At 25.6% G+C, this 16,533-nt stretch carries 16 protein-coding genes and 4 tRNA genes; 5 read left to right on the top strand and 15 right to left on the bottom strand.

Annotated elements, in window-relative coordinates; all coding sequences use genetic code 11:
* From IGS63_RS03810 to pepT, 3 genes are read left to right on the top strand one after another with little or no spacing between them, the layout of a single operon-like run.
* Entirely contained in the window at positions 1-1,080 is a 1,080-nt protein-coding gene (locus IGS63_RS03810; RefSeq protein WP_190616100.1) for a cysteine protease StiP domain-containing protein, read from the top strand.
* The gene (locus IGS63_RS03805) at positions 1,080-1,838 is read left to right on the top strand and encodes an HAD family hydrolase (RefSeq protein ID WP_190615682.1); all 759 of its coding nucleotides are present in this window, start codon (positions 1,080-1,082) and stop codon (positions 1,836-1,838) included. Before IGS63_RS03810 ends, IGS63_RS03805 begins: the two co-directional genes overlap by 1 nt.
* A 48-nt stretch (positions 1,839-1,886) precedes the next feature.
* On the top strand, positions 1,887-3,098 hold the full coding sequence (gene pepT / locus IGS63_RS03800) for a peptidase T (RefSeq protein WP_190615681.1): 1,212 nt from the start codon (positions 1,887-1,889) through the stop codon (positions 3,096-3,098).
* 18 nt (positions 3,099-3,116) lie between these two features.
* Here the strand turns inward: pepT and IGS63_RS03795 are convergent, their stop codons facing one another.
* The 4 genes from IGS63_RS03795 to IGS63_RS03780 are packed head-to-tail and all read right to left on the bottom strand — an operon-like array spanning position 3,117 to position 7,513.
* Positions 3,117-4,697: an NAD(P)/FAD-dependent oxidoreductase gene (locus IGS63_RS03795; protein ID WP_190615680.1), complete on the bottom strand. Its 1,581-nt coding sequence runs from the start codon at positions 4,695-4,697 to the stop codon at positions 3,117-3,119.
* Positions 4,681-5,895, bottom strand: a complete 1,215-nt coding sequence (locus IGS63_RS03790; RefSeq protein ID WP_190615679.1) for a BaiN/RdsA family NAD(P)/FAD-dependent oxidoreductase — start codon at positions 5,893-5,895, stop codon at positions 4,681-4,683. Before IGS63_RS03790 ends, IGS63_RS03795 begins: the two co-directional genes overlap by 17 nt.
* Before the next feature lie 8 nt (positions 5,896-5,903).
* Positions 5,904-6,743, bottom strand: coding sequence for a methyl-accepting chemotaxis protein (locus IGS63_RS03785; protein WP_190615678.1), 840 nt, complete (start codon positions 6,741-6,743; stop codon positions 5,904-5,906).
* 5 nt (positions 6,744-6,748) lie between these two features.
* Positions 6,749-7,513, bottom strand: coding sequence for an oxygen-binding di-iron domain-containing protein (locus IGS63_RS03780; protein ID WP_190615677.1), 765 nt, complete (start codon positions 7,511-7,513; stop codon positions 6,749-6,751).
* Positions 7,514-7,567: 54 nt separating this feature from the next.
* Between IGS63_RS03780 and IGS63_RS03775 the strand changes: the two genes are divergently transcribed.
* Positions 7,568-7,642: transfer RNA gene (locus IGS63_RS03775), tRNA-Arg, on the top strand.
* Positions 7,643-7,697: 55 nt separating this feature from the next.
* Here IGS63_RS03775 and IGS63_RS03770 read toward each other — a convergent pair.
* The 5 genes from IGS63_RS03770 to IGS63_RS03750 all read right to left on the bottom strand — a co-directional run bounded on the left by IGS63_RS03770 (position 7,698) and on the right by IGS63_RS03750 (position 12,365).
* Positions 7,698-7,928 carry a thioredoxin family protein gene (locus tag IGS63_RS03770; protein WP_190615676.1) on the bottom strand — a complete coding sequence of 77 codons (231 nt, stop codon included), beginning with the start codon at positions 7,926-7,928 and terminating at the stop codon, positions 7,698-7,700.
* 29 nt (positions 7,929-7,957) lie between these two features.
* Complete coding sequence (locus IGS63_RS03765; RefSeq protein ID WP_190615675.1) at positions 7,958-8,914, bottom strand: permease; 957 nt, start codon at positions 8,912-8,914, stop codon at positions 7,958-7,960.
* An 85-nt stretch (positions 8,915-8,999) separates the two neighbouring features.
* On the bottom strand, positions 9,000-9,272 hold the full coding sequence (locus IGS63_RS03760; RefSeq protein ID WP_190615674.1) for an ArsR/SmtB family transcription factor: 273 nt from the start codon (positions 9,270-9,272) through the stop codon (positions 9,000-9,002).
* Positions 9,273-9,439: 167 nt separating this feature from the next.
* A complete protein-coding gene (locus IGS63_RS03755; RefSeq protein WP_190615673.1) occupies positions 9,440-11,149 on the bottom strand; it encodes an AAA family ATPase in 1,710 nt (569 codons plus the stop codon).
* 34 nt (positions 11,150-11,183) lie between these two features.
* On the bottom strand, positions 11,184-12,365 hold the full coding sequence (locus tag IGS63_RS03750; protein WP_190615672.1) for an ArsB/NhaD family transporter: 1,182 nt from the start codon (positions 12,363-12,365) through the stop codon (positions 11,184-11,186).
* 47 nt (positions 12,366-12,412) lie between these two features.
* On the opposite strand from IGS63_RS03750, the gene IGS63_RS03745 reads away from it, so the two are divergent.
* Complete coding sequence (locus IGS63_RS03745; RefSeq protein WP_190615671.1) at positions 12,413-12,661, top strand: hypothetical protein; 249 nt, start codon at positions 12,413-12,415, stop codon at positions 12,659-12,661.
* Between the two features lie 34 nt (positions 12,662-12,695).
* Here IGS63_RS03745 and IGS63_RS03740 read toward each other — a convergent pair.
* From IGS63_RS03740 to IGS63_RS03715, 6 genes are all read right to left on the bottom strand, one after another.
* Positions 12,696-12,772, bottom strand: a tRNA-Met gene (locus IGS63_RS03740).
* Positions 12,773-12,777: 5 nt separating this feature from the next.
* Positions 12,778-12,854: transfer RNA gene (locus IGS63_RS03735), tRNA-Met, on the bottom strand.
* Positions 12,855-12,880: 26 nt separating this feature from the next.
* Positions 12,881-12,969 (bottom strand) — tRNA-Leu (locus IGS63_RS03730).
* A 67-nt stretch (positions 12,970-13,036) separates the two neighbouring features.
* Positions 13,037-15,463, bottom strand: coding sequence for an efflux RND transporter permease subunit (locus IGS63_RS03725; protein ID WP_190615670.1), 2,427 nt, complete (start codon positions 15,461-15,463; stop codon positions 13,037-13,039).
* Complete coding sequence (locus IGS63_RS03720) at positions 15,460-15,846, bottom strand: hypothetical protein (RefSeq protein WP_190615669.1); 387 nt, start codon at positions 15,844-15,846, stop codon at positions 15,460-15,462. Before IGS63_RS03720 ends, IGS63_RS03725 begins: the two co-directional genes overlap by 4 nt.
* 1 nt (position 15,847) lies before the next feature.
* Positions 15,848-16,519: a hypothetical protein gene (locus IGS63_RS03715; RefSeq protein WP_190615668.1), complete on the bottom strand. Its 672-nt coding sequence runs from the start codon at positions 16,517-16,519 to the stop codon at positions 15,848-15,850.
* Between the last annotated feature and the right edge of the window lie 14 nt (positions 16,520-16,533).

Genomic DNA, 16,533 nt, shown 5'->3' with positions numbered 1-16,533 from the left:
ATAAAATTAATTCAAAGCAGTTATAAATCTGATGATGTTATTTTTTTATTAAAGGATATTTCAGATGAAATGAAAGAGTTACCAACAAAAGAAAGAGAAAGATTAATTCAAAGTGGTAAAAAACATTATTCAGAAATGCTTCCAATAGAGTATGAACCAGGAGAAAGCTATAAAAAATTATTTTTTTCTTCTTTAAAAAAATACAAAGAAAAAATTGCACTATTTACTGGAATTTTATCCGAAAAGATTGTTTCAATAAAAGGTAAAGATATAGTTCTTGTTTCTTTAGCAAGAGCGGGTACTCCAATAGGTATACTTGTAAAAAGGTATATAAAAAATAAATTTAATTTGAGTATACCTCATTATTCTATATCTATAATAAGAGATAGAGGAATAGATGAAGTTGCTTTAAACAAAATAATAAAAGAACATACAAATTCTAAAATAGTTTTTATTGATGGATGGACTGGAAAAGGAACAATAAAAGCAGTATTAAAAAATGCGTGCAATGATTTTAATTTGAAGTATAAAACTGATATAAGTGATGAATTAGCTGTTTTGGCTGATCCATGTGGATGTGCTGAAATGAGCGGAACAAAAGAAGACTTTTTAATTCCAAGTAGTTGCTTAAATTCTGTTGTATCGGGACTTGTAAGTAGAACCGTATTGAATGATTTTATAAAAGAAAATGAATATCATGGAGCTAAATTTTATAAAAATTTAAAAGAATTTGATCTTTCAAACTATTACATTGATGAAATAGAAAAAGAATTTATTAAAGTTTTAAACTTAAAAAAGAATTTATCAAGAGATGAAGTTAATTGGAATGGGAAAAAAGAGGTCGATAGAATAGAAAAAGAGTTTAAGGTTACTAATAGAAACTTTATAAAACCTGGTATAGGAGAAACAACAAGAGTTTTATTAAGGAGAATTCCCGATATAATCCTTGTAAATAATTATAAAGATGAAGATTTAGAACACATATTTATATTGGCTAAGGAAAAAAAAGTAAAGGTAATAGAATATCCTTTAAGAGGATATAAATGTTGTGGAATTATTAAAAAAACAGGTGATGCTTAGTGTTTTTTTCAGATTTAGATAGAACTTTGATATATTCAAATAAGTTTGAAATAAACAATGAAGTTTTAATTGAAGAAAAAAATGGAGAAGCAATTTCTTATATTTCATCAAAAACTCTTTTTTTATTGAAAAAATTGTGCAATAAAAATTTATTTGTTCCAGTTACTACACGAACTCAAGAACAATTTGAAAGAATAAGTTTATTTAAAACAAAGTATGCAATAATTGAAAATGGAGCTAAAATTCTCATAAATGGAAAGATAGATAAAGAATGGGAATCACATATTTTTAATAGTTTTAAAAATCAAAGTACAAAATCAGATATGATTTTTAAAGAGTTTGAAAAATATAAGGGAAATTGGATATTAAAAGAAAAAAATGTAGATGATGAGTTTTATTATTTCATAATTGATGTAAATAACATACCTGAAAATATAAATAATTTTTTTAGGTTTTTAAAAATAAACAATTGGAATTATTCTATTCAAGGAAGAAAGATGTACTTCATACCAAACTTTATTAGTAAAGAAAAAGCAGTTTCTTATGTTGTTAATAAAGAAAGTATAAAAAAGTATTTTGCATCTGGTGATTCTAATTTAGATTTGAATATGGTTTTACAAGCAACATATAATTTAATACCTTTACATGCTGAAATAAATAGAGTAAATGGTTTAAATTTTACTAAAAAAAGTGGAATAAAAGCTTCAGAGGAGATATTAGAAAAATATATAAAGCTTTTTAAAAGTATAATAAATTAAAAAACAGTGTATAATATAGTTAACAAAACGAATAAAAGGAGTGATACTGTGAAAGATGTTGTAGATAGATTTTTAGAATATGTAAAATTTCATACTACTTCAAATGAAAATTCTAATTATTGTCCGTCAACTCAAGGACAAATTGAACTTGCAGAGTACTTAAAAAAAGAACTTGAAACTATGGGATTAGAAGAAATTTCATTAAAAGATGGTTATTTAATGGCTACACTACCTTCAAATATAGAAAAAAAAGTGCCAACTGTTGGATTTATAGCTCATATGGATACATCTCCAGATCTAACAGGTGAAAATGTAAAACCAAAAATTATAGATTATAATGGTGGAACAATAAAATTAAATGAAGAAATTAGTATGTCTCCAGAAGAATTTGAGAGTTTAAATAAATATGTTGGTCAAAAGTTAATAGTTACAGATGGAACTACTCTGCTTGGAGCAGATGATAAAGCTGGTATAGCTGAAATTCTTACTGCAATTGAACAAATAAAAGAAAGTAGAATAAAACATGGAAAAATAAGAATAGGATTTACTCCTGACGAAGAAATAGGAAGAGGTGCAGATAAGTTTGATGTAAATTTATTTGGAGCAGATTTTGCTTATACAATTGATGGTGGTGAACTTGGAGAACTTGAAAGTGAAAACTTCAATGCAGCAACAGCAACCTTTGAAATAAGAGGAAAGAGTATACATCCAGGAACAGCAAAAGATAAGATGATAAATGCTGCTTTAATCGCTGGCGAATTATCAACAATGTTCCCAGAAACGCAAACACCTCAACATACAGAAAAATATGAAGGCTTTTTTCACATAGTACATATTCAAGGTACATGTGATTCTGCAAAAGTTATTATGATAGTAAGAGATCATGATAAGAAATTATTTGAAGATAAAAAAGAGTTATGTAGAAAGAATTCAGAGCTTTTAAACAAGAAGTATGGAAAAGGAACTATAAAATTAATATTAAAAGATTCATATTACAATATGAAAGAAATAATAGAAAAAAAGCCAGAAATAGTTGAATATGCAAAAAAAGCAATGGAAAATGTTGGAGTTACACCGATTATAAAACCAATAAGAGGTGGAACTGATGGTGCAAGATTATCTTTTATGGGTCTTCCTTGTCCAAATATTTTTACAGGTGGGCATAATTATCATGGAAGGTATGAATATATACCAGTAGAATCAATGAAAAAGGCAGTTTCTGTTATTGTAGAACTTTCTAAAATAGTTTCAGAAATATAAAAAATATAGGTAGATTATCTACCTATATTTTTTTATTATATTTTCAGCTATTCTTATACCATCGACTGCAGAAGAGGTTATGCCTCCAGCATAACCAGCACCTTCCCCACATGGATACAAGTTTTTAGTATTTGTACTTTCACAAAATTCATTTCTATCTATGCGTATTGGTGAAGAACTTCTTGTTTCGACTCCCGTTAAAATAGCATTATTATCAGAAAATCCATGGATTTTATTGTTCATAATTAATATACCTTCTTTTAAAGAAGAAGAAACAAAATTAGGTAAACATTTATTTAAATCTTGTAAGGCAACACCAGGTATATAAGATGGTTTTATCTCTCCAAATTTTTTAGTTTTTCTATTATTTAAAAAATCATTAAATAATTGAGATGGAGCTTTATATGAATTAGATAATTTAAAAGCTTCACTTTCCCAATACCTTTGAAATTCAATTCCTGCAAGCGGATGAGAACTTTTAAAGTCTTTAGTTTCTACATTTACTAAAATTGCACTATTTGAATTTTTTAAATTTCTTGCATGTTTGCTCATGCCATTTGTTACTATCATATTTTCTTCTGAGGAAGAAGCAATTACTTGACCACCAGGGCACATACAAAAGGTATAAACTGCTCTATTTGCTTTTGTTCTATATGAAAGTTTATAATCTGCAGCTCCAAGCTTTGGGTGATTAAAAAATTTTCCATATTGACTTTTATCTATCATTTCTCTTAAATGTTCTATTCTAACACCAATTGAAAATGGTTTTTGAGATATTAAAAGATTATTTTCATACAACATTTTAAAGGTATCACGAGCACTATGTCCAATTGCCAACACTATATCATTTGAATAAAGCTTTTCTTTATTATTTATAATAACTCCTTTTGCTTCATTATTTTCTATTATTAGATCAGTTACTTTGTGTTGGAATTTTATAGTTCCACCTAATTTTGTTATTTTTTTTCTAATATTTTTAACAACTACTTCTAATATATCAGTGCCTATATGAGGTTTATTTTTGTATAAAATATCTTTTGGAGCACCACTTTCTACAAACTCTTCTAAAACTTTTTTTATTCTTCCAAATTTGTCTTTTATAAGAGTTGTTAATTTTCCATCTGAAAATGTTCCTGCTCCACCTTCACCAAATTGCACGTTACTTTCTGTATTTAAAATTCCATTATTCCAAAAAAGATTTATATCTTTTTTTCGAGCATCAACACTTTTTCCTCTTTCTAAGATTATAGGATTTAATCCACATTCAGCAAGTATTAATCCAGTAAACAATCCAGCTGGACCACTTCCAATTATTATGGGAGGTAATTTTGGTTTATTTTTTACAGTTGGCATTTCATAATTTTTGTTTGGAGACGTTGTAACTAAAGAGGTTTTTATTTTATTTTCATTTTCAACCTCAAAATCTATTGAATAAATAAAATAAATCATTTCTCTTTTTTTTCTAGCATCAATAGATTGTTTAGCAATTTTTATACTTTTTATAGAACTTTTATTTATATTAATTTTTTCTGCAATGTATCTTTTTATATCTTCATCATTGTGAGTTATTGGTAATTTTACATTATTTATTCTTAGCATATTTTCCTCCTGCACTTTTTCCAGCTATGTATCCACTACTCCATGCCCATTGAAGGTTATATCCTCCGCAATCTCCATAAACATCTAATACTTCACCACAAAAGTATAAATTTTTATTTATTTTTGATTCTAAAGTTTTTGAGTTTATTTCAGAAGTTAATAAACCACCAGCCGTAACTTGAGAGTTTTCAAAATCTTTAGTTCCAACAATATCAAAGGTACTTTCTTTTAATATTTTTGATATTTTTTTTATTTCATCAATAGATACATTAGAGTATTTTTTATCTTTAATATTTGAAAGTTTAAATATTAAATGTATTAATTTTGAATTTAATAAACCAATGAAAGATTCTTTAAATGTTTTATGAGGCATGTTCTTTTTTCGAGATAATAATAAAGAAATTAATTCGTTTAAAGAAAAGTTTGGGAAAAAATCTAATTTTAAAATAGGTTTTTTTAAACTATGAACATATCCAGATAAATTCATAACAGAAATTCCAGATATTCCATAATCAGTAAATAATTGTTCTCCTTTTTCTTTAGCAATTAATTTTTTTTCATCATATAAGGTAACTTCACCACGAACTCTAACGCCTTTAACTTCTTTAAAGTTTCCTTTTAATTTTAATTGAACTATTGCTGGATACATTGGAGAAAAATTATGATTTAATGACTTTATTGTATTAAATAAACTTCCATCAGAACCAAGTTTTGAAGATGATTTTCCGCCAACAGATACTATTAATGAGTTTGCTTTTATTTTAGTATCATTATAATATACTTCATATAAATTATTTTTTTTCTTTATATTGGTAACTTTTGCATTGCAAACAATATTTACATTGTGTTTTTTACACTCATACAAAAGATTATCAACTACAGAAGATGCTTGCAATGAAAAAGGGTATACCCTTCCTTCACTATCTATTTTAGGATATACCCCTATTTGTTTAAAAAATTCAATTGTAGAGTTTACATTAAAATTATTTATTATACTTTCAATAAACTTTTTATCTTTTCCATGATAATTATTTATGTTTGTATTTATGTTTGTGTAATTACACTTTCCATTTCCTGATGCAAGTATTTTTTTTCCCGGTTTATTCATTTTTTCTAAGATAGTTACTTTAGCTCCAAGTTTTGCTGCAGAAATGGCTGCCATTAAACCAGAAGCCCCACCACCAATTACAACTATCATACTTTACCTCACAGTTTAATATTTTTTATAGCACTTTGCATTTTTAAAACAGTATTTAATACAGTAGATATTGAATTTATTGAATTTACAAGTTCATTTATTTCATCTTTAGATATGTTTAAACTTTCTGTGCTGTTGTTTATTACTTCAGTATTATTTTTAAGTCTAGAAACTAATGTGTTTATGAACTCAACATTTTCTTTCATAACTTGCATGGACTCTTTGGAAGATTCAGATAAAACTTTAAACAAATCAAATAAGTGATTCATATTATCTAAAACATTTTTAACATCCTTTGATAGCAATTTAACGCTTTCTCCTATTTTTTTAGAGGATGAATTTGTTTCAAATGATAATTTTTTAACCTCTTCGGCAACAACAGCAAAACCTTTTCCAGCTTCTCCAGCTCTTGCTGCTTCTATTGAAGCATTTATGGAAAGTATATTAGTTTGTTTTGCAATGTTATTTATGTTTTGAGTCATTTCTTGAACATTATTGAATCTTTCAAGTACGTTAGATATATTGTTTATATTTACTTCTATATCTGAATCTATTTTATCAACACTCGTACCAAGACTTTCTATTTTTTCTATTATTTTAGTATTTGTTTCAGCCATTATTTTTGATTTTACTTCACCATTTTCAATAAAACTTTGAAGTTCTTCAGATATTTTAGTGAAATTTTCTATGGATTCAACAGACGTTTTTTCAACGTCATCAGCCTTTACAACTAACCCTCTAAATCTTTCCATTAATACACTATCTAAGTTATCTATAAAAGAAGTTAAAACACTTTCATGGTATGTATTGACAGCTAATTTTTTAATAAGTTCTTTTTGATTTCCCATTTAAATCACATCCCATAAATTTTATCTATTATATCAACACCACATTTTATACCAGAAAGCCAATTTAAAAATTTTTTAACATCATTATCTTTATACAAAGAACCATGTTGAGGAGCAAGAATATTAATATCATATTTATTTAAAAGATCCACATATTTTTTACAAGCTTTATTTGATGTCATATACCTAACATGAAATCCTTCAATATATTTTTTATAAGATTCAAAACTTTCAACAAATATACTTCTTTCACTTGGAGGTACAACACCAACACCAACATCTCCTGAAAAGAAAATCTTTGATATTGGATCATAAATATTAAAGTTTCCTACTGAATGCATAAAATGTGCTGGGACTATTTCTAATTTTAATCCATCTTTAAAAGGAATATTTCCCCCTTTATCACTCAAAGCAATAAATTTTTTTTCATCAAAAACACCAAAATGAGGTAAAAATCTTTCCCAAAGATTTGAAGCATATATTTTTGCGTTAGTTACATTGCTCCAAAGTGCTATACCAGAAGAAACATCAGGATCTTGATGAGAATAAAAAATTCCCGTTATTTTATCGGGATTTATAAACTCGCTTACATTTGCAAGAACCTTAGGAAAAACATGTACTCCACCTGGATCTAATAAAACACCTTCATCTTTATGTAGAATCAAATATTGATTTGTATATATTCCATGTTCATCTCCAGTTTCCATACCGAGCATTATAAATTTATGTTCATCATTTTCAAAAAGAATCTTTGGATCGCTTAAAGACATACTTTCACCTCCATTGACTTTTTGTATCATTTTTGATATAATAACTGCGTTAATGTCCTCATAGTTCAACGGATAGAACGGCGGATTCCTAATCCGCAAATCGAGGTTCGATTCCTCGTGGGGACACCATATATTAAATTATAACACATATTAAAATAAAAAATGCAGTTGACAACTGCATTTTTTATTTTAATAGATCTTTTATTTCATCTTTTTTAGCAACTCTTCCAGCTATTACTACCTTTTCATTAATAACAAGAGCTGGTGTTCTCATTACCCCATAACTCATAATTTCACCATAATCTCTAATATGTTCTACTTCAACACTTTTACCTAATTCTTTTAAAGCTTCAATTGAATTTTTTTCCAATCTATTACAGTTTGGACAACCACTACCTAAAATCTTTATTTTCATACTTGCACCTCCAAATTAATATTTTTTATTTATATTATTACGTTGAACATATAACCAGTTAATATTATAGATATTGAAGTTATTATAAAAAAAGTTGCTATTAACTTTGGTTTTATTACCTTTCTTAAAAGAACACCTTCTGGAAAAGAAAGAGCAGTTGTTGCCATCATGAATGCAAGAGCAGTTCCAATTCCAACACCTTTTCCAATTAAAGCTTCTGCTATAGGGATTGTTCCAAGCGCATTTGAATATAATGGAACTGCAACTATTGTAGATACTATAACTGCAAATGGATTTTTAGGACCTGCAGTTCTTGCTAAAAATTCTGCAGGAGCATATCCATGAATTAAAGCTCCAATTCCAATACCTATTAAAAGGAATATCCAAATTCTTTTAACTATATCGTATACATTTTCCCACGCAAAGCTCAGTCTTTGCTTTTGATTTAATTTTTCAATTTCCGTATTTCCCATTTTTATATTATAAACATACTCTTCTACATGATGCTCCATATTTAATTTTCCTATTATTATTCCTCCAATAACTCCAATAACTACTCCAGATACAACGTATAACAATGCAATTTTCCAACCAAACGATGCAAGTAAAATTGCAAATGCTGCTTCATTTACTATTGGGGAAGTAATTAAAAATGAAAAGGTTACTCCAAGAGGAATTCCAGCTTCTATGAAACCAATAAAAATTGGTACTGAAGAACAAGAACAAAATGGAGTTACAATACCAAGTAATGATGCCATTATATTTCCACTTATACCAGAAAATTTTTCTAATATTTTTTTGGTTTTTTCTGGCGGAAAGTAGGACCTAATATAAGAAATAATAAAAATCATTATAGATAATAAAATTATTATTTTTATACTATCATAAAAGAAAAAATGTACTGAAGATCCAACTCTTGTGTTTACATCTAATTTAAAGAAATTTTTAACTAATAGGGTAATTAATTTATCTAACCACACAAACATAACTTCACCTCATTTTTATAATTTTATAAAATACTAATATTATTATTAAAAAACATTTGAACATAATGTTCAGATGTTTTTTGTTTTATAATTCGTTAGAAATCTTCGTAATTAAGTTAATTACTTCCATTAGTTTTTCGTTAGCTAAAGAATAAATAACTTTATTTCCGTCTTTTGTGTATTTAACAAGATCTGCATCTCTCAATATTTTTAAATGCTGAGATATATTTGATTGAGAAAAATTACTTTTTTCATTCATTTCACAAACACAAGTTGGTTCTTTTTTTAGCATTTCTATAATTTTTAATCTTTCAGAATGAGCAAGAGCTTTTAAAATACGTATTCTTTTATCTTCCATAACTTTTCCACCTCTAAATATTATTAAATTCTAATATACTTTATCATATGTAATGTTTTTTGTCAACATTATTTGATTAATTTTTTTTAACAATTAAGTTTCTAATATTTTTTATAAAGATTTATATAAAAAAGCCCAAAAAACACTTAATTTTTTGGACTTTTAGTTTATTCAATTTCATCAAGATACTTTAACTCTCTGCCAACAAAGACCATCACTACTTTTTTTAATGGTCCATTAAACTCTTTGTTTATGGTTTTTTCATATCTCTTTATTTGATTTACTGCTTCTTTTATCTTTTCTTGATATACTTTTTCTGTATAATCTTTTTTCTTTATGTATTTTAACTCTATTATTGCATTGTATGGTACTTCTTCGTATCTTTTAAACATTGCTAAGTCTATGTATCCTCCTTCTACTGGATACTCACTTTTAACGTATGCCCATGGTGTTAAGATTAAATAACTAAACAGTAGCATCTTTATGTGCTTTTCACTAAAGCTTTGAAAGTCTCTGTCTGATAGTTTTTTTAATACATCTTCTATTTCACTTGCTAACGAGTTTATATTTCCATCTACTAACAACTTTCTTATTGCTATCTTTATCTTTCCTGTATCTATATAGTTTTTTGCTCTTGTTTTTATCATTTCTAAGAAGTATTCTGAGTATATCTTTTTTATTGAATAGTTTGGTATTTTTAAGTTCATTACAAACCCTTTTGATTCTATTGTTAAAAAGCCTAAATAAAAGAGTAAGGTTTTAACATCGTCTATTTCCATCTTTCTTTCAAGGTTAAATGCTCTTGTTAACTCTTCTATTTCTGTTTTGTCTGTCATTAATATTTCATTTAAAAGGTTTCCTATTGCTTCTTTTTCATTGTCTATATTATTTATTCCAACAACTTCACCAAGTTTGAATAAATTTTGAATCTTTTTATAATCACTTGCTATGTTCATATCTATTACATCTTTTGGTTTTCTCTTCTCTCTGTTGTATTCAGAAATAAAGTATAAGACCATATCGCTGTTGTAAACCTTTTCACTTGCACGTTCATTAAACATGTATCCATTGTAGCTAAACTTCATATCTTGTAAAATATAATCATTTATTTGATACTCTTTGAGAATATCTTTGACTTCACTTTCAGTGAATCCCATCATTTCATTTAACTCTAATGTTGTTGACATGTTTTTTGAGATGTTGAATCCACTCGTTAAACTATCTAAGGTTATTGGTGCTACTCCTGTTATGAATAGTCTGTCTATAACAGATCGTGTTCCTTCTTTTATTACTTCATAAAACTTTCTAACAAAACCTGTTTTACTAACAATATTTTTGAATTCATCGAGTTTAAAACTCAAAAGTTCATTTGCAAAGTGATCGTATTCGTCTATTAATAAGTAGATTTTTGTTTTTAAGTTTAATTCTTCATATTTATTTAAAAAATCTCTAAATAATGTAGAAGGTTCATTTATATTTTCAATTAATTTTATATTCAATTTATAATTAGATATAAATTTAGAAATTTTTCTATAAACTTCTGAATTAAAGTCAAATTTCAACTCTTCTTTACTGTCTGTATTCAATCCAGAAAAATTAAACTCTAAAATATGATAACTACTCTTTTTAGGTGTTGGATGTTTTTGAATGTACAAATCTTTAAAGATAGTATCAAACTTATCTGAATATTTAACATCATAGTATTTACTTATAGTATCTAGCCACAAACTCTTACCAAACTTTCTTGGTCTTAAAAATGATATATATTTTTCAGGCATATTTTCTAATACTTCTATATATTTAGTTTTATCTACATAATAATAATTTTCCAATATTAAATCTTCAAAATTTTGAAGTCCATATGGCACTTTTTTCATTTTGATCACCTCAAATTAATTATAGCATATAGTATTAAATAAATTTATTTATAGCAAAAAAAGATAAAAAAGTAATTATATTAAAAATAGTTATGATTAAACCTATTTTAAAAAATTTAAAAGAATTAAATGATTCTTTATTTTTTTGCGCAACTTGAAGTATTATAATATTGCTCGCTGCACCCAATATCAGTAAATTCCCAGCAATTGTACTTCCAGATGCTAAAGCCATTAGCTTTATATGTGATATGCTCAATAATGGAGCAAACAGTGTTACGAGAGGAACATTTGATATAAATTGACTTACAATGATACTTAATAGCATGATTAATGGAATACTAATATTTTTTGATATAAATGTTTGAAAGATACCACTATTTCCAACGCTTTTCATAACAATAAACATTGAAATAAAAAATATTATAGTTTTCCAATCTATTTTTTTTATTAGAAATTTAAAGTTTGAAATTAAAGGAAATGAAGCAATTATAGAAATATATACTAATTTAAAATTAATACCATAAAAAGAAAAAATGATTTTAATAAAAGTAAGTAATAAAATTAAAATGAATGATATTCTTGAATAAAAAAATAATTTATTTTTTTTTATAGGATCACTTATATGTATAATTTTTTTATTCAAATCTTTATGATAAAATATTAATACTATAAAATAAAGAAAAAATAAGTTTATTATAGTTGGAATGAATAAGAATTTTATAAAAGTTATAAAAGGTTTATTTAAATAATGGGCTATTATTAAATTTTGAGGATTTCCAATGGGGCTAAAAACACTTCCTGTTGTTACAGAAAAGGCAAGAGTAAATAATAGTATTTCACTTTTTATATTAAATTTTTTTGATAAGTGTAAAACAAGTGGAGTTCCAATAATTGCAACAGTGTCATTCATCATTATTGCAGACATAAATCCCATTATAAATATTAAATTAAAGACAATAGATTTTGTAGTTTTTGTATGTTTAAAAACTATAAAAGATAAATGTTCAATATATCCACTTTGAATCATTGATTCACCTATTATAAACATAAAAATTAAAAAAATTATAATTTCAAAATTTATTGAAAGTATGGCTTCTTTTAAATTTATTTGTTTTAATACTAATAAAATAATAGAACTAAAGAACATTGATTTCCATAAAGGAATTTTTTTAAAAGATAAAAATATTATAAAAATTATAATTAATAAAGATAGCATAATATCACCTATATTTTTAAAATAAAATATTGTAAGGGAGTGTAAAAATGGAAAATTTTAATACAGACTGTCCAGAATGTATTCAATGTGGTTTTTGTTGTATTCAAAATCCATGTTATTATGGTGAATGGAATGATGATTATAGCTCATGCAATTTTTTAACAGAAAATTATTTATGTTCAAAGTACAATGAAATATATGAAAACGAAAAAAATCAAGAAATAAAAATGTTTGGCTCTGGGTGTTGTTTAAATTTCTTTAATCCAATGAGAATTAGAAAATTGAAGTTAAAATGACAAAAAAGCACATCTTAGATGTGCTTTTTTGTTATGGTAGCGAGGAAGGGATTCGAACCCCCGACTCTGCGGGTATGAACCGCATGCTCTAGCCAACTGAGCTACCTCGCCAGATATGGTAGCGGGGACAGGATTTGAACCTATGACCTTCGGGTTATGAGCCCGACGAGCTGCCTGGCTGCTCCACCCCGCACCGTATATAAGTTGACAAAAAAATAATGGTGCCCGGGGTGGGACTCGAACCCACACGAGTATTCCTACCCAACGGATTTTAAGTCCGTAGCGTCTACCAATTCCGCCACCCGGGCAACCTTATTTTACGTAAATAATTATAACATTAAAAATGGTATCTGTCAATACTTTAATATTACTTATTTATTTGTTTTTTGATAACTTTTTGTTAACGAGCGTTTTATCCAATTTTTTATAGAATTTTTTGATTGTTTTAAACTTAATTGTAGGTATTAGAATTACTGTAAATATCCACGTTAAAAGTATTCCTATAACCATACTTAAACTAAATTGTTTTAATAAATCACCACGAGCAACTTGAAAACTCAAAAAAGATAAAATGGAAGTTGCAAATGATAAAGTGACAGATTTTAAAGTTTGCCAATAATGCTGTTTATCTTCATCAATAGCATGGAATATATGAATAAATCCATCTGCCCCAATTCCAAAAATCAATGGAAATGTTAGCATAGTTATAAATGTCATTCGTATATTAAAAAAATAAACAATACCAAAAGTAGATAGAGCAACAAAGAGTAATCCTACAAATGTTTGGAATGTTTCTACAAAACTTTTTCTTGATATGTAAGTTAAAAATGCTATTAATATAAAAGCAATTATTACAGGAGCTATAAATTTTTCTTTTACTAATTTCATTAATTTATAAATAGTTTTTGTAGTATTTAATACATTGTTTCCATCTTTTCCAAGTTTTTCATAAAAAATTTTTATACCATTATTTTTCCATAAATTAAATGCTGGTTTTATATTTAATAACATATATTTTTTTCCATTATCTTCAATTAAAAAATTTGATTTAAATTGTGATGGAATTATATCAAGTGAATTTAATGAAAATTGATATAAATCTTTTGATTTTGCAGATATTTCAATTAGTTTTAAACTATCAGAATACATATTATATTTTTTTAAAATAGGTACAGCTAATGGATTATTTATCATTTGAGATAAGTCAGTTACACGAGATTTTAGAGTGGAAAAATCACCTATTTGTTTTTCTATTATATCTGATAAACTTTGAGCGTTTTTGATTACACCGCTGGATAAAAGCTTTTGTTCTATTTTATCAACATCATCATCAACAGAAATTTTATATTTTAAATCATCAAATAAATCAACTTTACCCATATGTTTAACTATGTCATTTCCAACTATTACAGATTCTGAATTTTTTGGAATAAGACCAGGTGCCGTGTAGAAAAAGTTTGAAGTGTTATAAAAACCAATTATGACAAAAAAAACAAGAAATGGATAAATTATATATTTTATTTTTTTTGAATGATTTGGAATAAATATACTCAATAATTTAAATACTTTATTTATTTTTTCAATAAAATTATTTATTTTTAATTTATTTTTTATCAAATAAATTACAGAAGGAACAAAAAATAACATTATACAAAAAAATACAATTAATCCAATGCTACTTATAAAAGCCATTTCAGTAAATGCAGGTAACCCCATAATAACTAATGATAAGAATACGGCAACAGTTGTTAAAAGACTAAAAAACAGTGGTAAAAGCGCTGTTTCATAAGTTATTTCAAGAGATTTTTCAAAAGAATTTCCAGACTTAATTTCATTTATTATTCTTGTAACAATATGAATTCCATAGTCAATACCTAATCCTAAAACTACAGCAGCCATAAAATTTGTAATTATATTTAATTCTTTGAACATAATTTGTGTTATACCCATAGTTAATAAAAAAGATATTCCAAGTGAAGCAAAAACAATTAAAGTAACAATTATATCTCCAAATGAAATGAAAAAAAGTATTAAAATAGAAAGTATAGTTATTACAGAAGTAAGTTTAAAATCTTCAGAAACTGATTTGTTTGATTCATATTCTGTAATATAACTTCCAGTTAAACCAGTTTTTATATTAAATTTGCTATTTATTTTTTTTAATATACTTTTTGTTTTAGGCACAATTTTACTTACAAAACTCAAATTTGATGTGGGTGTTGTAAAAGAAACACCCATAAGCATTATTTTTTTATCTGGAGAAATTATGTAGTAAGATTTTAATATGTTTTCAGAATTATTCTTTTTTAAATTATTTTCAAGTTCATAAACATTTCCTATTGCTTTGTCTAAGTATTGCATAGTTTTAAAGTCTAAAGCATTTGAACGAGAGATAGTTTTAGTTATATTGTTCACACTATCGGATATACTTTGAATTAAAGAAGTATTATCTAAGTATAAAAAACCATAAGATAATAAAAAATTTATATCAGTTGTAAATCCTGAAAAAGAAGATATTTTGTTCATTTCATCTGAAAAATATTGAGCGATTTCAAGTGGTTTTATATTATCATTTAAATAAAAGACAGTTACCATTATTTCATTTGTGTCCATGAGTTTTTGTTCCTTATTATATTCTTTTAAAATAGGATGATTTTTAGGAAGCATTCTAAACATATTTGAATCAACGCCTATTTTTGTAGAAAAATAACCTAAAATTGCTGTTAGAACAGCAACAATTAAGATAATTTTTTTTGAATTTTTTAATATAAAATTTGTAAAATTAAAATAAAAATCTTTCAAATTAACCACCAAAAAAGAAAAATATCAAAAAATGTCCCTATTATAAAAGAATAAAAGTTTTTTTCTTTTATATCTATGTAGGTTTTTAAAAGAATATTCCAAAAAAAAGATATAGAATAAAAATTTAAAGCAAAAAGTAATAATGTACTACTTGAAGCAAGATAAGAATAATATGCATATTTTTTAGCAAATAATATACGTAATCCTGAACTTAAAAAACTTAAAGAAAATATTAAAAAAAGTTTTTTTAAATTCATATTAGGAGATATAAGATAAACTCCCATAATGATAAATGGAATTAATATACTTCCTTTTTCAGAGTTTAAAAGTTTTTTAGGAACAAATAGAGAATTATAAAAGTCTACAAGCATATTATTAAACATATTATTCACCTTTAAATCTTATTATTTTTAAGTTCTTTTCTACAGTAATTCCCATCCCCTTTAATGTATCTAATAATGGAGCAACTGCAGGTTTTGAAATTAATTTTTCATCTAAAACAACTCCACCATAATCTTTTAAACCATTTAAAAAATTTTTATTAAAGTCATATGGTTTGTAATCTTCTTCACTAAAAATAAAGTAACGTGTTCTTAAATAATTTAAATCATTATGATTGATTTTAGATAAATCTGATATTAAAATTTTAGGAGTTAATTTTATATAAAAATTTTTTGTTTTTATTTGATAATAAGGTAATTTTAATCCATACAATTCAATATCTTTTTTTTCTTCTTTGTAATTTTTATCTATAGAAATTACAAGACTTTTCAAATCATAATACAGATCCTTAATTAAAGGTTCTATACTGATGATATTTTTATCAAAATTATAATCTATATTTCCAACAAACAAATTATAATCTATAAGTCCATAAAAAAATTCAGACATATTTTTAATAGTTTTAAGTCTGTTTTCATAAGGTTGTATATTTATTTTACCTTCAAATGACAATACAGGTGTTTTTTCAATTTCCATGTATTGAACCTTTGAGTTTGCAAATACTATATATAATGAAGTAGAAAGAACAAGAAGGGTGACAAAAAAAATCATCACCCATCCATATATTC

Source organism: Tepiditoga spiralis (assembly GCF_014701195.1).
Taxonomy (GTDB): Bacteria; Thermotogota; Thermotogae; order Petrotogales; family Petrotogaceae; genus Tepiditoga; species Tepiditoga spiralis.
This window is presented reverse-complemented; position numbering and strand designations above follow the sequence as displayed.

Excerpts from the sequence above, each read along its gene's own strand:
- IGS63_RS03795 (WP_190615680.1), bottom strand. The coding sequence starts at position 4,697 with ATGCTAAGAATAAATAATGTAAAATTACCAATAACTCACAATGATGAA.
- IGS63_RS03790 (WP_190615679.1), bottom strand. The coding sequence starts at position 5,895 with ATGATAGTTGTAATTGGTGGTGGGGCTTCTGGTTTAATGGCAGCCATT.
- IGS63_RS03785 (WP_190615678.1), bottom strand. The coding sequence starts at position 6,743 with ATGGGAAATCAAAAAGAACTTATTAAAAAATTAGCTGTCAATACATAC.
- IGS63_RS03780 (WP_190615677.1), bottom strand. The coding sequence starts at position 7,513 with ATGTCTTTAAGCGATCCAAAGATTCTTTTTGAAAATGATGAACATAAA.
- IGS63_RS03770 (WP_190615676.1), bottom strand. The coding sequence starts at position 7,928 with ATGAAAATAAAGATTTTAGGTAGTGGTTGTCCAAACTGTAATAGATTG.
- IGS63_RS03765 (WP_190615675.1), bottom strand. The coding sequence starts at position 8,914 with ATGTTTGTGTGGTTAGATAAATTAATTACCCTATTAGTTAAAAATTTC.
- IGS63_RS03760 (WP_190615674.1), bottom strand. The coding sequence starts at position 9,272 with ATGGAAGATAAAAGAATACGTATTTTAAAAGCTCTTGCTCATTCTGAA.
- IGS63_RS03755 (WP_190615673.1), bottom strand. The coding sequence starts at position 11,149 with ATGAAAAAAGTGCCATATGGACTTCAAAATTTTGAAGATTTAATATTG.
- IGS63_RS03750 (WP_190615672.1), bottom strand. The coding sequence starts at position 12,365 with ATGCTATCTTTATTAATTATAATTTTTATAATATTTTTATCTTTTAAA.
- IGS63_RS03745 (WP_190615671.1), top strand. The coding sequence starts at position 12,413 with ATGGAAAATTTTAATACAGACTGTCCAGAATGTATTCAATGTGGTTTT.
- IGS63_RS03720 (WP_190615669.1), bottom strand. The coding sequence starts at position 15,846 with ATGTTTAATAATATGCTTGTAGACTTTTATAATTCTCTATTTGTTCCT.